Source organism: Streptomyces sp. NPDC020489, from assembly GCF_044386545.1.
Classification (GTDB): Bacteria; Actinomycetota; Actinomycetes; order Streptomycetales; family Streptomycetaceae; genus Streptomyces.
In genome coordinates this window covers 216,891-233,115 of sequence record NZ_JBIRUZ010000005.1, presented here as the reverse complement: position 1 = coordinate 233,115, position 16,225 = coordinate 216,891, and the positions used below count along the sequence as shown (strand labels likewise).

19 protein-coding genes and 1 pseudogene are annotated in these 16,225 nt (G+C 70.8%); 11 read left to right on the top strand and 9 right to left on the bottom strand.

Going from position 1 to position 16,225, the window contains the following annotated elements:
- Positions 1-17: 17 nt before the first annotated feature.
- Both ACH41F_RS14955 and ACH41F_RS14950 read left to right on the top strand, forming a co-directional pair.
- On the top strand, positions 18-677 hold the full coding sequence (locus ACH41F_RS14955; RefSeq protein ID WP_398835687.1) for an FMN-dependent NADH-azoreductase: 660 nt from the start codon (positions 18-20) through the stop codon (positions 675-677).
- The gene (locus ACH41F_RS14950; protein ID WP_391231111.1) at positions 674-997 is read left to right on the top strand and encodes an SMR family transporter; all 324 of its coding nucleotides are present in this window, start codon (positions 674-676) and stop codon (positions 995-997) included. Before ACH41F_RS14955 ends, ACH41F_RS14950 begins: the two co-directional genes overlap by 4 nt.
- A 232-nt stretch (positions 998-1,229) precedes the next feature.
- On the opposite strand, the gene ACH41F_RS14945 is transcribed toward ACH41F_RS14950, so the two are convergent.
- Both ACH41F_RS14945 and ACH41F_RS14940 read right to left on the bottom strand, forming a co-directional pair.
- Positions 1,230-2,405 carry a PP2C family protein-serine/threonine phosphatase gene (locus ACH41F_RS14945; RefSeq protein ID WP_398836378.1) on the bottom strand — a complete coding sequence of 392 codons (1,176 nt, stop codon included), beginning with the start codon at positions 2,403-2,405 and terminating at the stop codon, positions 1,230-1,232.
- 457 nt (positions 2,406-2,862) lie between these two features.
- Positions 2,863-3,150 (bottom strand): DUF4190 domain-containing protein, encoded by a 288-nt coding sequence (locus ACH41F_RS14940; RefSeq protein ID WP_391231112.1) that lies wholly within the window; start codon positions 3,148-3,150, stop codon positions 2,863-2,865.
- 274 nt (positions 3,151-3,424) lie between these two features.
- Between ACH41F_RS14940 and ACH41F_RS14935 the strand changes: the two genes are divergently transcribed.
- Both ACH41F_RS14935 and ACH41F_RS14930 read left to right on the top strand, forming a co-directional pair.
- Positions 3,425-4,744 (top strand): hypothetical protein, encoded by a 1,320-nt coding sequence (locus ACH41F_RS14935; protein WP_398835684.1) that lies wholly within the window; start codon positions 3,425-3,427, stop codon positions 4,742-4,744.
- Positions 4,745-5,096: 352 nt separating this feature from the next.
- Positions 5,097-5,672, top strand: coding sequence for a DUF3291 domain-containing protein (locus ACH41F_RS14930; RefSeq protein WP_391231541.1), 576 nt, complete (start codon positions 5,097-5,099; stop codon positions 5,670-5,672).
- A gap of 87 nt (positions 5,673-5,759) precedes the next feature.
- On the opposite strand, the gene ACH41F_RS14925 is transcribed toward ACH41F_RS14930, so the two are convergent.
- The 3 genes from ACH41F_RS14925 to ACH41F_RS14915 form a co-directional block, all read right to left on the bottom strand.
- On the bottom strand, positions 5,760-6,521 hold the full coding sequence (locus ACH41F_RS14925; RefSeq protein ID WP_391231113.1) for a ZIP family metal transporter: 762 nt from the start codon (positions 6,519-6,521) through the stop codon (positions 5,760-5,762).
- A gap of 197 nt (positions 6,522-6,718) precedes the next feature.
- On the bottom strand, positions 6,719-7,480 hold the full coding sequence (locus ACH41F_RS14920; RefSeq protein WP_398835680.1) for a DJ-1/PfpI family protein: 762 nt from the start codon (positions 7,478-7,480) through the stop codon (positions 6,719-6,721).
- The gene (locus tag ACH41F_RS14915) at positions 7,477-8,481 is read right to left on the bottom strand and encodes a GlxA family transcriptional regulator (RefSeq protein ID WP_398835677.1); all 1,005 of its coding nucleotides are present in this window, start codon (positions 8,479-8,481) and stop codon (positions 7,477-7,479) included. The genes ACH41F_RS14920 and ACH41F_RS14915 overlap by 4 nt, the downstream gene beginning before the upstream one ends.
- A 339-nt stretch (positions 8,482-8,820) precedes the next feature.
- Here ACH41F_RS14915 and ACH41F_RS14910 point away from each other — a divergent pair, with 339 nt between their 5' ends.
- From ACH41F_RS14910 to ACH41F_RS14895, 4 genes are all read left to right on the top strand, one after another.
- Positions 8,821-9,177, top strand: a complete 357-nt coding sequence (locus ACH41F_RS14910; protein ID WP_391231117.1) for a PRC-barrel domain-containing protein — start codon at positions 8,821-8,823, stop codon at positions 9,175-9,177.
- 309 nt (positions 9,178-9,486) lie between these two features.
- A complete protein-coding gene (locus ACH41F_RS14905) occupies positions 9,487-9,792 on the top strand; it encodes a hypothetical protein (RefSeq protein ID WP_398835675.1) in 306 nt (101 codons plus the stop codon).
- 61 nt (positions 9,793-9,853) lie between these two features.
- Complete coding sequence (locus ACH41F_RS14900) at positions 9,854-10,618, top strand: ANTAR domain-containing protein (RefSeq protein ID WP_398835673.1); 765 nt, start codon at positions 9,854-9,856, stop codon at positions 10,616-10,618.
- The gene (locus ACH41F_RS14895; protein WP_398835670.1) at positions 10,615-11,382 is read left to right on the top strand and encodes an ANTAR domain-containing protein; all 768 of its coding nucleotides are present in this window, start codon (positions 10,615-10,617) and stop codon (positions 11,380-11,382) included. Before ACH41F_RS14900 ends, ACH41F_RS14895 begins: the two co-directional genes overlap by 4 nt.
- Before the next feature lie 27 nt (positions 11,383-11,409).
- On the opposite strand, the pseudogene ACH41F_RS14890 reads toward ACH41F_RS14895, so the two are convergent.
- The 3 genes and pseudogenes from ACH41F_RS14890 to ACH41F_RS14880 form a co-directional block, all read right to left on the bottom strand.
- Positions 11,410-11,694 (bottom strand): annotated as a pseudogene (locus ACH41F_RS14890) (DUF5994 family protein); the annotation flags it as partial.
- A 2-nt stretch (positions 11,695-11,696) separates the two neighbouring features.
- Positions 11,697-12,095, bottom strand: coding sequence for a DUF5994 family protein (locus tag ACH41F_RS14885; protein WP_398835667.1), 399 nt, complete (start codon positions 12,093-12,095; stop codon positions 11,697-11,699).
- Between the two features lie 45 nt (positions 12,096-12,140).
- Positions 12,141-13,145 (bottom strand): fatty acid desaturase, encoded by a 1,005-nt coding sequence (locus ACH41F_RS14880; protein ID WP_391231126.1) that lies wholly within the window; start codon positions 13,143-13,145, stop codon positions 12,141-12,143.
- A 359-nt stretch (positions 13,146-13,504) separates the two neighbouring features.
- On the opposite strand from ACH41F_RS14880, the gene ACH41F_RS14875 reads away from it, so the two are divergent.
- Together ACH41F_RS14875 and ACH41F_RS14870 are read left to right on the top strand one after the other, a co-directional pair.
- Positions 13,505-13,849: a hypothetical protein gene (locus ACH41F_RS14875; RefSeq protein ID WP_391231128.1), complete on the top strand. Its 345-nt coding sequence runs from the start codon at positions 13,505-13,507 to the stop codon at positions 13,847-13,849.
- 309 nt (positions 13,850-14,158) lie between these two features.
- Complete coding sequence (locus ACH41F_RS14870; RefSeq protein ID WP_307031245.1) at positions 14,159-14,329, top strand: hydrophobic protein; 171 nt, start codon at positions 14,159-14,161, stop codon at positions 14,327-14,329.
- A gap of 165 nt (positions 14,330-14,494) precedes the next feature.
- Here ACH41F_RS14870 and ACH41F_RS14865 read toward each other — a convergent pair whose 3' ends face one another.
- Entirely contained in the window at positions 14,495-14,986 is a 492-nt protein-coding gene (locus ACH41F_RS14865; RefSeq protein WP_391231542.1) for a hemerythrin domain-containing protein, read from the bottom strand.
- Positions 14,987-15,306: 320 nt separating this feature from the next.
- On the opposite strand from ACH41F_RS14865, the gene ACH41F_RS14860 reads away from it, so the two are divergent.
- Complete coding sequence (locus tag ACH41F_RS14860) at positions 15,307-16,152, top strand: SigB/SigF/SigG family RNA polymerase sigma factor (RefSeq protein ID WP_391231129.1); 846 nt, start codon at positions 15,307-15,309, stop codon at positions 16,150-16,152.
- The last annotated feature ends 73 nt before the right edge of the window (positions 16,153-16,225 follow it).

Genomic DNA, 16,225 nt, shown 5'->3' with positions numbered 1-16,225 from the left:
AGAGCCGGAGGAACGCCATGCCTCACCTGCTCCACCTCGATGCCAGCGCCCGACGCCGCTCCATCTCCCGGGAGGTCAGCGCCGCCTTCGCCGAGTCCTGGCGCCAGAACGGCGCAACCGTCACCTACCGTGACCTCGCCGCCGACCCCGTACCGCCGATCACCGAGGCGTGGACCGGCATATGCGACAACCTCCTCGCCGACGGCATCACCGCCCTCGACCGCCTCGACGAGGGCGTGCGCACCCCGGAGCAGGCGGCGGCCTGGCAGGTGGCCCGACCGCTCCTGGACGAACTCGTCGCGGCCGACGTCGTCCTCATCGGCACCCCGATGTACAACTACTCCGTCCCCGCGTCGCTGAAGGCGTGGATCGACCAGGTCACCTTCCCCCGGATGTCCCTGCCCGGACGGACCATCGTGGTCGCCAGTGCACGCGGCGGCTCCTACCTGCCCGGTGCGCCGAAGGCCGCCTTCGACCACCAGGCCCGCTACCTGAAGGACTTCGCCGCCGGGCACTTCGCCATCACCGACATCCGCTTCCTGCACGCCGAACTGGCCAACTCCGTCATCGATCCCCATCTCGCCGACCTCCGCGCCACACACGAGGCCTCCCTCGCCCAAGCCCTGAAGGAAGCCCACGACCTCGGCCGTGACCTCGCCACCCGGGTCGCCGGATGAACTGGGTCTTCCTCGCCCTGGCCGGACTGGTGGAGATCGGCTGGTCGCAGAGCATCAAACCGACCCAGAACTTCACCCGCCCCCTGCCCACCGTGATCTGCTTCGTCCTGGCGGCCGGCGCCGTCTACCTGCTCACCCTCGCGATGCGCACCGTCCCCGTCGGCACCGCCTACGCCGTGTTCACCGGCATCGGAGCCGTCGGCGCCATCACCGTCGGCATCGTCATCAACCGCGACCCCGTCACCCTCCTGCGGATCGCCGCGTTGACCCTGATCGTCGGCGGCATCGTCCTGGCCCGCATCGCGAGCCCGGACGGCTGACGCCGGATCACCTGGCGGGGGAGAGCGCCACTGTGCGGCCGGTCAAGCCGCCGGACCAGCGGGAGGGCCCCGGGCGTGCCCGAGTCGACCGAGGTCCGTCGCCCTCGTGGGGATCGGGCCCGTCGCCCCGGCCGTACTGAACCCGGGCCGCGCAAAGGCAGGGAGGGCAGGCGCGCGCCGATCGTCCGGCCCCTGGCGGTCAAGGAGGCCGCGGTCGCGTCCCGTTCGGGCGTCACTGGGTACGCGGTTGCCACTCCACCATCATGATGGTCGCGTCGTCCCGGAGCCGGCTGGTCTCCACGTCCAGGATCGAGTGGATCAGCCGCCGCAGGCTCTCCGGGGCGGGTTCTCCCGCGGCGGTCGCGCGGATGACGTAGTCGGCGAACCGCTGGAGCCCGAACAGTTCCCCGTCATGGGTGCGGGCCTCGGTGACACCGTCGGTGTAGAGCAGTACCCGGTCGCCCGGCCGCAGGGTCACCTCGTGGATCCTGCGGCCGCGGCCGCTCAGCAGGAACGGCAGTCCCAGCGGAGGGTCGGCGTCTCTTTCCAGGGCGTTCTCCACCAGCCGCTGGTCCCGGATGAGCAGGGGTGCGGGGTGGCCGCAGTTGCACCACCGCAGCACGCCCGAGGCGAGGTCCAGTTGGGCGAGGATGCCGGTGCAGAACTGGTCGGGCAGCCATTGGGCGAGGGCCTCGTCCACGGTCTGCGCCAGCTCCGGGAGTTCGGCTCCGATCCGGCGGGCGTTGCGGCAGGCCGCCAGGGACAGGGAGCTGGTCAGGCCGGAGGCGAGGTTGTGACCCATGGCGTCGAGGACGGTGGCGTGCAGGGTCGTCTCGGTGAGGGCGTGGTCGAAGGCGTCGCCACCGATCTCGTAGGCGGGTTCGAGGACGGCCGTGGACACCACGCGCTTGGTGCCGATCGTCCGGGGCGGCAGGAAGGCGCGCAGCATCTCGGAGGGCAGCTGCATGCGTTCGGTGCGGGTGCGCTGGACGTAGGAGTCCTTGAAGGTTCGCCGGGAGGTGACCATCATCGCCACGAGCGTGGCCAGGGCCTTGCCGCGGTTGAGAGAGGCGGCGGTGAGAGAGGGGCCGTGGACGGCCAGGACTCCCAGGCGTTCGGCGCCGTCCAGCAAGGGGAACCAGGCCGTCATCGCGCCGGAATCCGCGGGCTCGACCCGCAGGGACTGGGTGCGGTAGGCCCAGCCGGCCAGCGAGTCGTCGATGGGCAGCGTCGCCGTCACATCGGTGAGCGGGACCAGGTGACGTTGCTGGATGTCGGCGAGATACGCCACCGAGTGATGCAGCCCCAGGGCCTTGGTGCAGCGGGCCATGGCGGTGGTGAGATCGACGGTCCGATTGGCCGAGTCGGCCAGGAACTGGTGCAGCAGCTCGTCACCGGCGCCGGACATCGTCACCCCGTCTCGCCTCCTCGGACCGCGTGTCGTCCGGGGTCCGTCGTTCAGCAGTCTCACACCGGGGGCACGCGGGCGCACTCGCACCACCGTCCCCGGAGTGACGCGGGGCGCCGGGACCAGGAGCGGCGCTCTGCTTCGGCGGCGGTGCCAGGCCGGTCTTGGGGCCACCGGCGCCGGGCCGGTCTTGGGGCTACCGAGACCCGCAGAACAGCACAAGCCTGTCCTCGGCTCCGACCAGCCGGCTGACCGTCCCGCGACACTCCGATCCTGCCGTGGTGAGGCGAGCGCTGCCGAGGGGATGAGCGCACGCTTCTGATCCGTTCACACACGCCGATGCCGTCTCTCCGCTGGACCACGGGAGAGACGGCATCGGCGTGTAGCGGGCCGACCTGTTCGTCGGCGCGGTGGGTGGGTGGGGCAGTCGACCTCGGGGTGCGTGGCGTCAGAGCGGTCAGCCGCCCACGTACCAACTGAATCCACCGTTGTTGGCGGCGACGATGAGGAGCACTACCCACAGAACGATGTCGACGATACCGAGGATGATTCCGGCCTTCGCCATTCCGCCGCCCGCCTTCACCGCGGCCTGGCGGCGGGCGACGGCGCCGAAAACGATGGCCAAGGGGCCCAGGATGATGTTCATGATGAACAGCCCGATGACTCCGCAGCACAGGCTGGCGATCGCCAGCCCATTGGTGCGCGAACCCGCAGGCGCAGCAGAAGACCCGCCGTAACTCGTCATTGGACACTCCCAGTTGTCGCTTGCGCGGACCGAATGGACCGCTCTGCTTGTCACTGTTCGCTTCCCTGTCCGATTTCCCCGTCAAGGCCATCCCATGTCCACGACTCGTCGGCTGAGCCCGTCTGCGAAGGGCGGGACAGGACGGCCCGGCCATCACGCCTGCTCGGTCGGCGGCTGGGACCGGCGTGGGCGCGAGCCGGTCGCATGCTCATCGAACTCGGCCGCAGAATAATGCGGTTGAGGGTGACAGCGATCTTCGGTGAAGATCCTCGGCATGTTCTCGCGCAGGAATCGCCGCCCCCGGACCCCCGAACTCCTCGATGCCTGGCAGGCCTTGGAGGAGGGTGACATCCCAGGTGCCTTGCGCCGGTTGCGGAACGGCACCGACGACCTGCCGATCGACGAACTCGCGCTCGTGACCGCCCGAGCCGCCAGGAGCGCCGGCTTTGACGACCTGAGCACCGCCGCCGACGCGCTGACCGCCCGCCCCGCAAAGGCCCGTGCGCTCTACGACTTCGGATACGCGTGCATCGAGCGCGGCGTTCCCTACCTGGCGATACCCGCGCTGCGCGAGGCACTGCGGCAGGCGCCGGACTCCGCGGGGATCCTGCGGGAACTGGTCTCGGCCTACGAGCGCGAGGGTCGCCACCGCGATGCCGTCGACATACTGACCGCACACGAGAGCACCCTCGTCGACTGGCCGGACCGCTACCTGCTCGTCTTCAACGCCCTGATGGCCGGTGACCTCGCCCTGGCCCGCCGCCATCACGCACGGCTGCCCGATCCACAGGACGAGATGTGGCTGCCCGCGCAGACCCGTCAGCGCGCGATGCTGGAGAGGGCGGCCGGGGCCGAAGCGTTGACCCCGCTGGACGCCACCGATCTGCGGGGCTGGCAGTACGTCATCGGCGGCACCGTGCTCACCACCCTGTCCCCCTATGGGTTCGACGCGGGGATGACCGGCCGGTTCGCCTGGCTCCAGGACACCCACGACCAGTGCCTGCGCGGACTACTGAGGCTGAAGGCGGTGCTCGGCGCCGCCGGGGCGCATCCCACGTCGGTGTCCCTGCTCCCCGACCGGGGCAGCCGCATCCTCGGCCTCGCTGCGGCCCGGCTGCTGGAACTGCCGGCGAAGCCCTTCGCGCCCGACCGCGAGGACACCGTCGTCATCGCGTACGACCTGAACGAGGTGGCCGGCGCCGAACAGGGCCCCGAGATCCTCGGCCGGCTCTACGAACGGACCCCGGGCCAGGTCCTGCACGAACACGCGAGCAACTGGACCGACCCGCCGGTGGTCACCGCCGACAGCGTCACCCTGCTGCACCAGTCGGCGACGGCGCCCTGGGAAGGGCAGTTGCGCGCCGGAGAGGACGGCCTCGCCGAACGTGGCGCGCCCGACAGCAGGCCGGAGGAGGAGATCGCCGCGGACATCCTGGCCGCCGACCCCACCCCCGACGACGGGGACGGCGCGACGCCCGCCGATCCGGTCGACAAGCTCACCGACTTCGTGTCCGCCGTCCGCGACACCTGGCTGCGGGGCGACCGGACAGCTCTGGCGTCCACGGGCCCGGTCTCCAGCTCGCGCTTCCTCTGACCACACGGCCCCGGTGGAAACGAGTACCGGATTCCAGGCACACCATCGCACGATGCGGGTGCGTGGGCGCAGGCGGCGGGTCTCGCCCGGCGCGGCAGGCGGGCGGGCGGGCGGGTGCGGAGTCGACCTTGCGGGAGACCTGTGCAAGAAGCCATGTAGGCAGGCGAATTGCAACTTCGACAGGGCGCTCAGAGGCGGTTACCTTCGGCTGGTCTTCGGCGGTCGTCCACGGCCGCATGGGAGTTCGTTCAGGCCCAGTCGGCCGCGACGGAGTCACGCCCCACGGGCCCGCACCCTGCGCAAACCACCGAGCCGGGTCCGCGGTCAGGCAGCCCCGACCAAGGAGGGACGCATGCCGCATCTTGCTCTGTACACATTCGGCGTCCTGAAGTCACCGCTCGCCGACCCCGCACTTCTCACGCGCGAGTTCTACGACATCGGCGAGGCCGTCTACCGCAAGGTCGGTCAGCACCCCGGATATCTCGCCCATGCCGAAACGGCCGGCGGTGACCGGGGCGTGCTCTTCGAGGCGGACTGGGGTGCGTGGGGGGAGTTCGCCGTACCGAGCTGGTACGGCAAGGGGCGTACGCCGGAAACCACCGCCCTGGCCGCGACCCTCTCACTCTGGACCGATCTGCGCCCCGCCTTCGAGGCCGTCTACAGCGGTCTGCACCGTGAGGCGCTGAACAGGCGTTACGACTGGTTCGAGAGGACTGGACACCCGAATCACGTGTCCTGGTGGGTCCCCGACGGCGTGATACCCACCTGGCGGGAGGGGGTTTCCAGGCTGGAGCACCTCCAGGACCACGGTCCGGCGCCGCACGCTTTCACCTTCCACGCCCCGTTCACCCCGGACGGAACTGCGACCGGCGTCAAAGACGTCGGGCCGGACACTGATGCGGCGCCGATCCCGTCCGTGCCGCAATGACCGTCCCCGCGGACCGGATGGCGTTGGTGTCACGACGGCTCGCGACTCCGCGTTCCTGGCGGAGCTTTCGAAGTCACGCCAGGTCGGTCACGCGTGAGAGAGGGCGAACGAGACCAGGAAGCCGCTCACGGTGATCAGCCCGATGGCCAGGTGGGCATCTTCGAATGCCTCGGGGATCATCGTGTCGGCGATCATGGCGAGGATCGCGCCGGCCGCGACGGCTGTCACCGCGGCGATCATGGCGGGGGAGAGGGAGCCGACCACGGTGTAGCCGAGGACGGCCGACACGGTGCTGGCGGCGGCGATCGCAGCCCAGACGCCGAAGACGTACCCCTTGGTCCGACCGGCCTGCTTCATCCCGGCGGAACTGGACAACCCCTCGGGCACGTTGCTGATGAACACCGCAGCCACCGTCACCAGGCTCACCGCGCCCCCGTCGAGCAGGCTCACGCCGATCACCGCGGACTCCGGCACCCCGTCGAGCAAGGCGCCGAGCGCGAGCGCCATCCCGGAACCGCCCTGCTGGGCCTCCGACGGCTGTGCCGTCGCCCGCGCGTGACCGGAGCGTTTGCGGTGCCGTGCGCCCCGGCGGGCCAGCCATACGTTGCCCGCGGTGTAGGCCAGGGCGCCGATGAGAGTGCCGATGACCGCAGGGGTGAGCCCCGCCTGGTCGTACGCCTCCCCGACCAGTTCGAAGGAGACCGCCGACAGCAGCACTCCGGCACCGAAGGCCATCACGGTCGCGATCACCTTCTGCGGCACCCTCAACCCGTACCCCAGCGCGGCACCGAGCAGCAGCGCCGAGCCCGCCACCAGCCCCCACAGTCCAGCCTGTACCACTTCAGCCATGCCGACCCGTCTACCCGGTATGCAGGTAGATCAACAGGCGCCACGCGCGGCCGACCCCACGCCCGCGACGCCGGGGTGTCACCTGGCGCGGCCACCTGGCGTCACCTGGACCAGGGGTTGCGGCCGTGACCGATCCAAGCCGTGGCCCGGCCGACCTCAGCGAGCGGCATGCCCGCGCTGTACGGCTCCCGCTTCGGCTACACCTGCGAGTCGGCGAGCAACTGAAGTGCCCTTGCCTTGAGTTGGGGACTGGCATCTGCGGCGTTGCCGGAGTGGAACGGGGGCTGGGGGTCGTACTCCACGGCGAGTTGGATCGCCGCGGCCGTGTCGTCGTCCGCGATCAGGGAGGCGAGATACAGGGCCATGTCCACCCCCGCCGACACCCCGGCCGCAGTGATGATCTTCCCCGAGCGTACGTAGCGCCGCGGCAGGTAGGTCACGTCGAACGTGGACTGGAGATACTCGGCGGAGGCCCAGTAGGTCGTCGCCTCCCTGCCGTCCAGCAGCCCGGCCGCGGCGAGGACGATGCTGCCGGTGCACACGGAGGTCGTCCACTGGCTGTGCCGGTGGATCCGGCGGATCCAGCGCAGGAGCACCTCGTTGTTCATGGCTGCGACGGTGCCGCGGTTGCCCGCGCCCGGCACGAGCAGGACATCGAGATGGTCCACCTCGCTGATGGACCTGTCGGCGACCACGGCCACGTCTGCCGTGTCCGTACGCACCGCGCCGCGCCGCTCGGCGATCATCGTCACGGTCGCGTCCGGCAGCCGGGACAGCACCTCGGCCGGCCCGGTCGGATCCAGCAGGCTGTAGCCGTCGTACAGCAGGATTCCGATGTGCGGCCCCGCACCGCCCCGCGGAACGGCGTGCGCCCCGGTCGCGGGCGCGGCCGTGGCGGCGAGGGCGGCCGTGGCCACGGTCCCCCGAAGGACGTTTCTGCGTGTCGTCGCATGCTTCATGGCCCGGGAGTCTGCTGCTTGGGTGTGCCGCGCGCAGCGGGCATGTCCGGCATCCTGCGAATCCTGTCCCCCGTGACCCCGTAGTGGTCGAGGAACGCCTGCCGCAGCGTCTCCGCGGACCCGAAACCGCAGCGACGGGCGATCGCCGTCATGGACAGTCCGCTGGACCGCACCAGATGGGCCGCTGCTTCGGTACGAGCCCCCCGCACAGCTCGTGCGGGAGTCGTTCCGAGCTGCGCGGTGAACAGGCGCGTCAGATGCCGACGGCTGACTCCCGCCCGGGCTGCCAGGGCGGCCGGCGTGAGGTCCTCGGCCAGATGGCCTGCGATGTGGCCCACCAGGTCCCGCACCAGCCGGTCCTCAGGCGGGGGAGCGGCCAGGAACATGGAGATCTGCGCCTGATCGGCAGGCCGGTGCAGGTGCGTGACGAGTTCCCGGGCGACCGCACGGGCCAGCGTCGGTCCGTGATCGTCCTCGATCAGCGCCAGCGTCAGGTCGAGCGCGCTGGTGACCCCGGCCGAGGTGTAGACGTTTCCGTCGCGTATGTAGAGAGGCGCGACATCCACGGCCACGGTGGGATGGCGCTCGGCAAGCCGTTTCCCCCACCCCCAGTGGGTCGTGACCCGCCGGTGGTCCAGCAGTCCGGCGGCGGCGAGCACATAGGCGCCGGTGCAGACCGAGGCCACCCGCCGACTGAGTCCGGCCAGGCGGCGCACCTGGCCCAGGAGGCGCTCGTCCGACGCCGCGCCCTCACAACCGATCCCGCCCACCACCAACAGGGTGTCCAGCCGCCCCGCAACCGTCTCCAGCCCCTGCCCCGCTCCCATCACGATCCCCGCCGAGCTACGGGCGGCCCGACGGCCCAGGGTCCCCAGCTCGATGGAGTACGGCGGCTCGGCGCCGTACCGGTTGGCGATGTCCAACGCGCCGCTGGGACAGGCCACGTCGAGAATCTGCGCGTCGTCGTAGGCGATGATCAGCATGCGCCGGTGGTTGTCCATGCCCCGATACCAGCACAGCGCGCGACGCCAACTACCGGCGGGGCAACGAGAGTTCTGCTGTGCGGGGTCTCTGGGGACGGCCTCTGACGAGACGCCGACGCGCGGTGAAGCCCGAGCCGTCCGGGCCGTACGCAACACCGCGCCTGGCGGGCCCCGCACCTTGCGTGTCGTCACGCGGAGATGGGCGATGAGAGAAGCCCGAAGGGGCCCTACGGCTGGCGGACGAACGGCTTCGACCCACACGCGTTTCGACCCAGCCCCATCGGGTCAGTCGTACAGCCCAGGGGAAGCACCCGGCGACGGCAGGATGTTTCGGTCATACGACGACAGGGAGCGGCCATGATCCGTGCAGCCGACATCCGTGAGTGGCGCAACTGTGACGTGGTCGACCCGAAACAGCGCAAGATCGGCCTGCTCGAAGCGGTGTACGTGGACACGGCCACCGACGAACCGGCCATGGCCACCATCCGCACCGGGCTGCCCACCCGTCACCGCCTGGTCTTCGTACCCCTCGACGACGCGATCCTCGGGCCCGGCTACGTCCAGGTCTCCTACGACAGGGGACAGGTGCGCAAGGCCCCGTCGATCGGGACGGACGACGTGCTGCCGGCCGAGCAGGAGAAGGAGATCTTCCGGCATTACGAACTGACGTACCGGCCGGGAGTCGGGGGCGAGCGTCAGCTCGCACGCCGCTGACCGGTTGCGTGCTGCGCGCCAGACGGCGTCCGTTACGCTGACGACCACCCAGACGGGAGCTGCGCATCACGAGACGCACCCCGTGCGACGAGCCCGTACGCCCCCCGACAGTCGCGTACGCGCGCGGCAATACGGATGACGTGGCCCTTTTGGCCCCCGGCCCCTGTCCGTAGCCTCCTCCGCCGCGTGTGTGGGGAAGTACGCTGGGTACACAGCGGCCCGTGACACCGGCCCTCTCCGTGCAGCACCGTCCGCGCAAGAGAGGCCCTGCGCACAGCTGAGGCCACTCCCTGGAGGAGATGAGCGCAGATGAGCCCGCACCCCGACCTCTTCGACGGCTGCCGCGTGATCCCGACCCACGATGAGCTGGACATGATGAGCGCGTCGGCGCACGCCCCGGAGGCCGCCCGGCGTGACGGCGTCCCGAATCCGCGGCGCACGGTGTGGCGTGCATGCCGGCGCCCGGGCCGGGCGCGCGTCGTCCAGGTCCACCCGGGCACGCCCCTGCTGTTTCGCTCCCGCGGCCCGAAGGCCGGCCTTCTCCGTCACGTCAGCCCCCGGCACGCCTGGCAGGGCCTGCCCGTCGGCCGCACGGCACCGGCCCGACGCACATGAGGACCGGTCCTTCCGTGCCGCGCGGTCCGTGGCAGACTCGGGCCCTGTGATCAGCGACGGCATGTCTGAGGTGCTGCGCCGGCTGCGCCTCGACGGGCCCGGTGACTCGTCGTCGGCCTGGGCAAAAGCCCTCGGCGCCGAGGGCGTCGCGCTGACCCTGCTCGTCGGCGCAGAACGGACGCCGGAGCCACTGTGGTGTCACCCCGGGGTGAGCGCGCGGTTCGAGGAGCTCCAGTTCACGCTGGGCGAGGGCCCGGGTCCGGAGACGGTCCGCACCGGCTCGCCCGTGCTGGAGCCGGACCTGGAGCGGGTACGCCCCGAGCGCTGGCCCGCGCTGCTGCCTGCCGCGGCGAAGCTGGGGGTGCACGGCGTCTGCTGCTTCCCGCTCGGCGTCGGCGCCATCCGGGTCGGCGTGCTGACCGTGCTGTGCGCCAGGGAGCAGCGGATGGGCGCGCAGCAGTACGCGGACGCCGGCGCCCTGGCGGCAGCGCTGACCGGCGCGCTCCTGGGCGGGGAACTGGGTCGCGACGGCAAGGGTCCGGGGCTCGGCGTCTTGGACCCGCCTTCGGGGCTGCACCGCCCGGCCGTGCACCAGGCCACCGGAATGATCAGCGTCCAGCTCGGCGTGTCCATGCAGGAAGCGCTGCTGCGCCTGCGGGCGCACGCCTACGCCGGCGGACGCCCTCTCGGGGAGGTGGCCCAGGACGTGGTCGCCCGAAGGCTCCGCTTCCGCGACGACCTCGACAGTGACTCCACCGACGACTCCACCGACGACTTCGACGACGATGGAAGCGGGCCTCATTCGCCCGACGGACGAAAGGGATGATCGGCATGGCCCGCGAACGACGTCTGGCCGAGATCTTCGTGGAGGTCGCGGATTCCCTCGTCGACGACTTCGACGTCATCGACCTGCTGCAACGGCTGTCCACCCGCTGCGTCGAGCTGCTCGACGTGTCGGCGGCCGGGATCCTGCTCGCGGACGCGCACGGCGACCTCCAGATCATCGCCGCCTCGGACGAACACACCCGGCTGCTGGAGCTGTTCGCGCTCCAGCACGAGCAGGGACCGTGCGTGGAGTGCTACCGCACCGGCAACCCCCGAACCAACATCGACCTGACGCGCCCGGAGACGACCATGGCCTGGCCGCGCTTCGCCGCCCGCGCCCGCGAGACAGGGTACGTGGCCACACACGCCATCCCGCTGCGCCTGCGCAGCCGGGTCGTCGGCGCGCTCAACCTCTTCCAGACCAGGGCGCACCGCCTCGGCGACGACGAGATCGCGCTCGCCCGCGCCCTCGCCGACGTGGCCACCATCGCGATCCTTCAGCAGCGCACGCTGGAGCAGTCGCACGTCGAGAACAGCCAGTTGGAGACCGCGCTGAGCAGCCGCATCCTGATCGAACAGGCCAAGGGCGTGCTGGCGGAGCGCTGGGACACCTCCGTCGACGACGCCTTCGCCGCGTTCCGCTCCTACGCCCGCAGCCGTCACCTGCGGTTGGCGGAGTTCGCCGCGCAGATCGTCTCGGGCGAACTCGACACCGCGGACATCCCCTCACCGGCAACGGACCCTTCCGAGGATGGCCGAGGCTGACCGACGCTCATGTCCTGGAGTCCGTCCGCGGACGACGTGCTCGCCGAGGACGAGCCGTGTCGGCAGCTCCTCCCAGGCACTCGCGTCCAGGCCGACCCGGGCGATCGGGCCCAGCAGCTCGGTCCGCGCGCTGATCAGGGTGGGAAGTTCGGCCGTGATGTCACGGGAGCGCGGCCACCAAGCGCCGTCCCGTACGCCCTGCCGGTCAGCTGTCGTCTCCAGCCGCACGACGGCGGTGCCGGGCTTCACGGTCCGGTGGACGGCGTCCGGCGGGAGCGGGGTCACCCGCGGGGAGGCACGGTCGGTACCCATGGTCAGCCCTCCGCGGGGGTGCCCGCCGCCGTCATGAGTGATTGCGCGGCCTGCTCGCTGGTGTCCGGGGGGACGACCAGCAGATCCCAGCGTCCCTGGCCCGGGGCGAGCAGGACGACGGTGTGCGGAGCGGCCACCGCCGGGTTCCTGTGCAGCCTTACGACCTGGTTGGACACCAGGATCCGGCCGGGCGTCGCGGACCACGTCGTTCCGTTGACCGTGACACTGCTGACATGGCCCCATTCCCGTGGCAACCCGGCCAGCAGGCGCGGCAGTTCGGCGAGGAGATCACGGGAGCGCGGCCACCACGCCCCGTCGAGGGGTCGGGGCAGGTCGGCGCGGGGCGCCAGGCGTAGCCGCAGGACGGGGTGCGGGGGAGGCGGGGGTTGCAGTGTGGTCATGGACCAGGCTCCTGTCGACTGCCGTGCGTGAGTGGGCCGTTGACGTCAGGCGCGACGGCGGGCCGCGACCCGCTCCGGCGTCGGCCAGCGCACGTCGTGCACCCAGCCGAGGCGTTCGAGGAGACGGATGACGGCAGCCGACGGGTCGATCTGACCGCGGTCGACCCCGTGCCGGGCGCTGGTGGGGTCGGCGTGATGGAGGTTGTGCCAGCTCTCACCGAAGGAGAGCAGGGCCAACGGCCACAGATTGGTGGCGCGGTCATGGCGCCGGGTCCGGAACGGACGGTCACCGATCAGATGGCACAGGGAGTTGACGCTCCAGGTGACGTGGTGGAGCAGGGCGATGCGGACAAGTCCCGCCCACAGCAAGGCGGTCACGCCGTACAGCCAGCTGCCGCCGATGGCCCAGCCCAGTCCGAAGGGCAGGGCGAGGGTGAGGACGCACAGCGCCGGGAAGGCGCGGGCGACGGCCCGGATGTCGCGGTCGGCGAGCAGGTCGGGGGCGTACCGGTCGGCGGGGGTGCGCTCGTTGCGGAACAGCCAGCCGACATGGGCGTCCAGCAACCCGCGCAACTGCCCGCTCAGGTGCGTGCCGTAGCGGTACGGCGAGTGCGGGTCGCCGGGACGGTCGGTGAAGGCGTGATGGCGGCGGTGGGTGGCGACCCAGCCGATGACATCCCCCTGGAAGCTCATCGAACCGGCCACGGCCAGCACGACCTTCACGGGGCGGGCGGCCCGGTACCCGCCGTGGGTGAGCCCCCGGTGGAAGCCGACCGTGACACCGAGACCCGTGATCGTGTAGAGGACCGCGGCGAGCACGACGTCGGTGGGGTGGATCAGGCGCCCCCACAGCAACCAGCCGGCGAGACCGAGGGCGACGAAGGGCAGGACGACGATCATCGCGGTCACGGACACGTACACGCGGTCGGCGCCGGTGCGGGCGTGGACTGACGCGTCCGCCGGGAAGGGTGAGGTGCCGTCGTAGCGCCGGGGCGGCGAGGCGGTGTCCGGCGGGGGCGCTGTGAGAGGCACGACCGGGCTGGGTGACATGGACGGGGCTCCTGCCCTCGGTGAGGCCGCTCTGACGGAAGTGCGGCCGGGGTCACGGGCTGCCCATGGGACGGGTGGTGTGCTGATGCCGACCTGAACTGGCCTGGCTCGCCACACCCGCGTTCTCCCCACCCTACTCCTCGCGCCGGTGAACGGCCGGACCCCGCTGGTCGCCGTCCTCGGCGGGCGCGCCCCGGCCGTCGGCGCGTTGACACCCACCGCCGCCGGACGTTGACTGGCACAACGGCTCGGGGCCGGCAAGGACAGAGCGGCTCTCCCAAGCCCGCAGCAGACCGTCGAGAAGGCGAGCGGCGTCTTCGGACGGCGTTCCCATCCCCAGGAAAGCGGTACACACGACGATGTACGACCAGACACGCGCCCAGCAGCCCGCGGACCGGCCCTCGGCTCCGGACGAACGCCGCTCCACGGGCCCGGAGCCGTTGCTCCCCTCGGACGGGCGGGAGGAGATCGCGCGCCGCCTCGGGCATGCCGTCAACACCTTCGCGGACAGCCCGCGCGAGGCGCTGGAGGAGGCCGAGGGCGCGTTCGACGCGGCCACCGCCCAGCTGGTGGAAGCCCTCGCCGAGCGGCGGCGGGTGCTGCGCGAGGGTTGGGCGGACCTCGACCCCGAGGGCCAGTCCATGGAGTTGCGGCTCGCACTGCGGGAGTACCGGGAACTCACCGGACGGCTGCTGCGCGCCTAGGCCGCCGCGAGGGGCGATGCGCGCCTGCCGCGACGGCCGCCGCCGGCTCCCCCGGACCTGGACGGCGGCCGTCGGAGGCTTCCCGCGCGGCCCTTCCCCTTTCGGGGCGCGCGATGGTGGGAGCCGGGTGCCCCCCGCGCCGGACCGGGCGACGGCACCGCGCGAGAGCACGACAGGCCGCCGGGTGGCGATGCGGTGAGCGCCGAGGGAAACTAATGCCAGTTCCCGGATGCGCGGTGAAGAAACCATGAAAATCGACCGCGTGTTCCGGTATTCACGGGGCATGAGGAGCGACGGAGGTTGATAACTATGGTTCCCCTGCTTCTCGTTCTTCTGCTGGCTCTGATTCTCTTCGGTGCGGGTTTCGCATTGAAGGCACTGTGGTGGATCGCCGTCGTCGTGCTGGTCGTCTGGCTGCTCGGCTTCGTCATGCGTTCCGCGGACACAGGTGGCCGCAAGGGACGCTGGTATCGCTGGTAAACCGTTAACCGGTGACATGGCTGTGGGCCCCCGATGCATTCGGGGGCCCACAGCCATGTCGCGGAAAAACATCCGCCCGGAAAGTCGGTGCCGCTGTCGGCTACCGACTTTCCGGGCGTCGCCCACGCGAGGGGCGAGGGCTCGGCAACGGGGCGCCGTCAGTCGTCAGGAGGCGACGATGCGTCGCACGTTGTCGACGTCACCGCAGCCTTCCTTCAGCTGACGTGCGCGTTCTTCGGCGAACGCGTCGCCCAGCTCTTCCCGGCGTTCCATGGCCACGTTCTCGCGCGCTCCGTTGAGAATGGTGCGCTCCTCCTCGTCGGCATGGTGGGTGACGGCTTGCACGAGCTCTTCCAGCTTCTCGTCCCACTCCTCGGAGCCGACCTCGTCGACCTCCAGGAGTTCCAGAAGCGCCTTGTTGCCCTCCTCGTGCTCCTCCTCGCCGTGTTCCACCTCCTCGTCATCGATGTTCTTGTACCGCCTGAGGGCGGGATAGACCTTGGCCTCTTCCGCCAGCGCATGCGCGATCAGCAGATCGGAGAATTCCCGGAGGGCGGCGGCCCGGTCGGCTTCGACGCTGCGCATCTGACGAAAGAGTTCCTCCATCTTCCGGTGGTCCTGGAGAATGAGTTCAACGACGTCTCGAGTCTGCGCCATGGGATCAGGCATCGCTTTCTTGCTGGGGAACCTTGCTGGCAATCATGCGGGAAAACCTTGCCGGAATCCTGTTACCCCGTCCGGCGCGGTTCAGCAGGCGGCCCGGCCACGGGCGAGCGGTGCTCCGGTGCGGCGGCGCGGCGAGATGCGGCATGGGGGGCGCGGCGAGATGTGGCGCGACAGCGCGGCGACATGCGGCGCGGGGGCGCGGCGGAGAAGTGGGCGGAAAGTCGTAGGCATGAGCGTGGAGCAAGGGGGTAGACGCGCCAGCGGTGAGCTGAAAAGGCCGGAGTCGGCAGGAGCCGACAGGGGAGGGACTCATGATCACGGGTACGGCGGCGAAGACGGATACGCACTGCGATGCTCTGCCGGAGGTGACCGACCCGTCGAAGGTCGCTCCCAAGGACGCGCGTGAACTGACCCGCGTGTTCTTCCAGCAGCTCGCCCGCCTCGAGGAGGGCACGCCGGAGTACCAGTACGCGCGCAACACCTTGATCGAGATGAACATCTCCCTGGTGCGCTACGCGGCCTCGCGGTTCCGCAGCCGGGACGCGGAGGAGATGGAGGACATCGTCCAGGTCGGTGTGATCGGTCTGATCAAGGCCATCGACCGGTTCGAGCTCTCCCGCGAGGTGGAGTTCACCTCCTTCTCGATCCCCTACATCGTGGGCGAGATCAAGCGGTTCTTCCGTGACACCACGTGGGCCGTGCACGTCCCCCGCCGCCTGCAGGAGGCCCGCGTCCAACTGGCGCGTGCCACCGAGGAGCTGAGCAGCCGCCTGGGCCGTACGCCGACCGTGGCGGAGCTGGCCCAGCTGATGAACCTGGAGGAGGAAGAGGTCATCGAGGCGCGGCTGGCCTCCAACGGCTACCGCTCCTCCTCCCTGGATGCGGCCATCAACAACAGCGAGGACGGCGAGACGGCCCTGGCCGACTTCATCGGCAACGAGGACGGCGCGCTGGAGCTGGTGGAGGACTTCCACGCACTGGCTCCGATGATCGCCGGGCTCGATGAGCGGTCGCGCAAGATCCTGCACTGGAGGTTCGTCGAGGAAGCGACCCAGGCGCAGATCGGCGAGCGTCTCGGCGTCTCCCAGATGCACGTCTCCCGGCTGCTCTCCCGCACCCTGGCCCAGCTCCGCGAGGGCATGCTCACCACCCAGTGACACCACCCGGCAACGGGGGGGCCTCCGCGGTGGCGGCGCAGTGTCCGCCTCCATCTGGCGTGCCCCGTCGTAT

Bases quoted from the DNA above. Each gene is read 5' to 3' on its own strand.
- ACH41F_RS14955 (WP_398835687.1), top strand. From the start codon at position 18: ATGCCTCACCTGCTCCACCTCGATGCCAGCGCCCGACGCCGCTCCATC.
- ACH41F_RS14950 (WP_391231111.1), top strand. From the start codon at position 674: ATGAACTGGGTCTTCCTCGCCCTGGCCGGACTGGTGGAGATCGGCTGG.
- ACH41F_RS14945 (WP_398836378.1), bottom strand. From the start codon at position 2,405: ATGTCCGGCGCCGGTGACGAGCTGCTGCACCAGTTCCTGGCCGACTCG.
- ACH41F_RS14940 (WP_391231112.1), bottom strand. From the start codon at position 3,150: ATGACGAGTTACGGCGGGTCTTCTGCTGCGCCTGCGGGTTCGCGCACC.
- ACH41F_RS14935 (WP_398835684.1), top strand. From the start codon at position 3,425: ATGTTCTCGCGCAGGAATCGCCGCCCCCGGACCCCCGAACTCCTCGAT.
- ACH41F_RS14930 (WP_391231541.1), top strand. From the start codon at position 5,097: ATGCCGCATCTTGCTCTGTACACATTCGGCGTCCTGAAGTCACCGCTC.
- ACH41F_RS14925 (WP_391231113.1), bottom strand. From the start codon at position 6,521: ATGGCTGAAGTGGTACAGGCTGGACTGTGGGGGCTGGTGGCGGGCTCG.
- ACH41F_RS14920 (WP_398835680.1), bottom strand. From the start codon at position 7,480: ATGAAGCATGCGACGACACGCAGAAACGTCCTTCGGGGGACCGTGGCC.
- ACH41F_RS14915 (WP_398835677.1), bottom strand. From the start codon at position 8,481: ATGGACAACCACCGGCGCATGCTGATCATCGCCTACGACGACGCGCAG.
- ACH41F_RS14910 (WP_391231117.1), top strand. From the start codon at position 8,821: ATGATCCGTGCAGCCGACATCCGTGAGTGGCGCAACTGTGACGTGGTC.
- ACH41F_RS14905 (WP_398835675.1), top strand. From the start codon at position 9,487: ATGAGCCCGCACCCCGACCTCTTCGACGGCTGCCGCGTGATCCCGACC.
- ACH41F_RS14900 (WP_398835673.1), top strand. From the start codon at position 9,854: ATGTCTGAGGTGCTGCGCCGGCTGCGCCTCGACGGGCCCGGTGACTCG.
- ACH41F_RS14895 (WP_398835670.1), top strand. From the start codon at position 10,615: ATGATCGGCATGGCCCGCGAACGACGTCTGGCCGAGATCTTCGTGGAG.
- ACH41F_RS14885 (WP_398835667.1), bottom strand. From the start codon at position 12,095: ATGACCACACTGCAACCCCCGCCTCCCCCGCACCCCGTCCTGCGGCTA.
- ACH41F_RS14880 (WP_391231126.1), bottom strand. From the start codon at position 13,145: ATGTCACCCAGCCCGGTCGTGCCTCTCACAGCGCCCCCGCCGGACACC.
- ACH41F_RS14875 (WP_391231128.1), top strand. From the start codon at position 13,505: ATGTACGACCAGACACGCGCCCAGCAGCCCGCGGACCGGCCCTCGGCT.
- ACH41F_RS14870 (WP_307031245.1), top strand. From the start codon at position 14,159: ATGGTTCCCCTGCTTCTCGTTCTTCTGCTGGCTCTGATTCTCTTCGGT.
- ACH41F_RS14865 (WP_391231542.1), bottom strand. From the start codon at position 14,986: ATGGCGCAGACTCGAGACGTCGTTGAACTCATTCTCCAGGACCACCGG.
- ACH41F_RS14860 (WP_391231129.1), top strand. From the start codon at position 15,307: ATGATCACGGGTACGGCGGCGAAGACGGATACGCACTGCGATGCTCTG.